A 1,904-nucleotide genomic window follows, 5' to 3' on the forward strand; every position below is an offset into this window, starting at 1 on the left:
ATTTATAATATCCTACTACTATGGCACAGAAGTTGTTAAATTTCCTTTTTGATACAGATTTCTATGGATCTTAAACCTCATTTTCATTGATAAAAAAACTAATCCTTTACACTAAACTCACAAAATAAAATTTAAAGAGATCACTAAGAAAATATTAAAATCCATATGACACAGACCTAATCTAACTCCTTTTGTCATTTGGACATCTTCCTCTCACATCAGAGGAAGAATTTATTATAAATTCATAGATTTTGAAGTTTATAGTCGTTATACTTCAGCCCACTGTTCCTACAACAACAATCGTGTATTACAATGCAAAAACAAAATGCTTATTGCTCGTTAACGTTTTTCTCTAGTCATAGAGAAAACTATAGCTATTATTTACAAGTATCAAAAAAAGAATATAGAGGATAGATTTTAATCTATCCTCTATATTCTTTTTTCTATCCTCGACGCCCTCTCTTCTGAAACTATAAATTCTTCCACTGCATGTACTCTGTTGTATTTCTTATAAAAAACTATTATAAGCATAAGTGAAGCTATTATGTATATAGTCCCTGTAATATAGTAAGCCATTGCATATCCCCCTGGTCTAGAGAATAAAAACTTCATCCCCAATCCACCAGCTATAAATTGAGCCGATCCTTGAATTATAAATATAACTGAACTATAAGCTGGTCTCATCTCTTTAGATACAAACTCCATAGGAAGACTTTGTTGTACTGGTTGAGAAGCGTTCATAAATCCTGATCTTAGAAATAATGCCATTCCTATAGCTATTACCTTATAGGCTCCAAACATAGCTCCATTTGCTATTACTAGCATAAATGGTATAGATACAAGGGCTAATCCTCCTAAAGCTCCTACCCTTCCAATTTTTTTCACGATCCATGGGGATACCGCTACAAATATTACCATTGCAAAATATTGGTATGAAATAAGTGAAGAAGTTGTAGCTCTGTCTATTCCCATTCTACTTAAATAAATTGGGAAATATGGTGTTACTAAAGCTGCTCCTAATCTAATCAAGAATCCAAAAGCTAGGAAGAAAATAACATATTTATTTGCAAAAGCTTTCCAATTTGTTTTTACTTTTGTTTTCCCTGTGTTTGCTATTACTTTAGCATAATCTTTTTTTTCTTCCCTTAACATAAAGACCGGAATCATAGTAATCAGTGCTACAACTATAAACATTAGGAGTACGTCACTATGAGCTCCTATATATTGAGTTAATTGTTCAGGACTAAAATTCTTAACATCCTCTGTAAGTTTACTTCCCTTTTCATATGAAAGTCCTAATCTAGAAGAAAATCTTGTTGCAATCATTCTTCCACCAACCCAAGTTCCAATTACCATCCCTAAGATATTTATCCATATTGTTGTAGAAAAAACCTTTTGTTTCTCTTCTTCAGTTGTATAGCAACTTAAAATTGGAGGAAGTATAGCATCAAACATACACACACCTATCATTACAAGTCCTGCACTTATAAATACGATAGAAACATTATGTATTTTAGTTATCATAAGTATTCCTAAACTTATAATCACAGGTCCTGTAAGAAGTATTTTTTTATACCCAACCTTAGGTATAAAAAATAATAATCCTGCTCCTCCAACAAATCCAATTCCCATTATTATAGACATACTAGCAGCTACTGCCTTAGTGTTTTCTGAAGCATCCAAAAAAGTTACCATGGTGTCTAGTGCTACTCCTGCTAAGATTCCCATAAAAGCATAGATGACAATAAATAACCACGTGTTTGTTTTTTTTCTCTTTCTCTCCTCCATTTTATTCCCCCTTGTTAAATTTATTAAAAATAATTACTTTTTTCACTTACTAGTCTAAAAAAATATTATCTGTCCATTTTTAAATTACTTTAGCCTTCTTTATAACATAATTATAC

Annotated in this window: 1 protein-coding gene; it reads right to left on the reverse strand. The window is 31.5% G+C overall.

What is annotated here, in order from left to right; genetic code table 11:
• Positions 1 to 429 precede the first annotated feature (429 nt).
• Positions 430 to 1,788, reverse strand: a complete 1,359-nt coding sequence (locus WBG30_RS13700) for an MFS transporter (protein WP_424505218.1) — start codon at positions 1,786 to 1,788, stop codon at positions 430 to 432.
• Positions 1,789 to 1,904: the final 116 nt, after the last annotated feature.

The organism is Psychrilyobacter sp. (assembly GCF_049671765.1).
GTDB lineage: Bacteria > Fusobacteriota > Fusobacteriia > Fusobacteriales > Fusobacteriaceae > Psychrilyobacter.

What these genes read in the sequence shown, in the direction of transcription:
- WBG30_RS13700 (WP_424505218.1), bottom strand. Translation starts at nt 1,788, where the DNA reads ATGGAGGAGAGAAAGAGAAAAAAAACAAACACGTGGTTATTTATTGTC.